This is a genomic window from Salidesulfovibrio brasiliensis JCM 12178 (assembly GCF_001311825.1).
Lineage (GTDB): Bacteria > Desulfobacterota > Desulfovibrionia > Desulfovibrionales > Desulfovibrionaceae > Pseudodesulfovibrio > Pseudodesulfovibrio brasiliensis.
This window is the reverse complement of the sequence record NZ_BBCB01000180.1, coordinates 1-597: the sequence shown is the minus strand read 5'-3', so window position 1 is coordinate 597 and position 597 is coordinate 1. Positions and strand designations below refer to the sequence as shown.

At 56.4% G+C, this 597-nt stretch carries 1 protein-coding gene; it reads right to left on the bottom strand.

The window, feature by feature from the left end:
- A partial coding sequence (locus JCM12178_RS17460) for an IS3 family transposase (protein ID WP_054653244.1) occupies positions 1 to 597 on the bottom strand: 597 nt, incomplete at both ends.

Here is a 597-nt window from a genome sequence, read left to right as displayed (position 1 = left end):
TCCAGCTCAACGTGGTGTTCATAGGCCCACTTATCCAAGGCCTTTGACGTGAACTCCGGTCCATTGTCGCACTTGATACGTGCTGGCAATGACCGATCACTGGCTATCTTTGCCAGCACCTCGGTCACCTGCTCACCCGTAATACCCTGGCCGGCTTCAATGGCCAGACTTTCCCGCGTATAGTTGTCGACCACCGTCATCAGCTTGAACCTGCGGCCGTCAAAAAGAGCGTCACTCATGAAGTCCATAGACCACACTTCATCGGGCCGCGTTGCGCTTTCTGTTTTTTCACGGTGCACTGCGCTTACGATACGCTTTGGTCTTTTGCTGCGGAGCAACAGTCCCTCCTCCTTGTAGAGGCGATATACGCGCTTATGGTTGATTTCCCAGCCTTCTCGGCAGAGCAATACGTGAATGCGTCGGTAACCATAGCGAACTCGGGTTGCGGCGATCTCACAGATTCTCATGCGGAGCTCGGCCTGATCGTCGGTCTTGCGTCGGTAGGCATACAGCGACCGGGAGATGAGCGCGATACGGCATGCCCGACGGATGCTCACGTCGTAGTCGCCCCGAAGGTCGTCCACCAACTCCCGACGG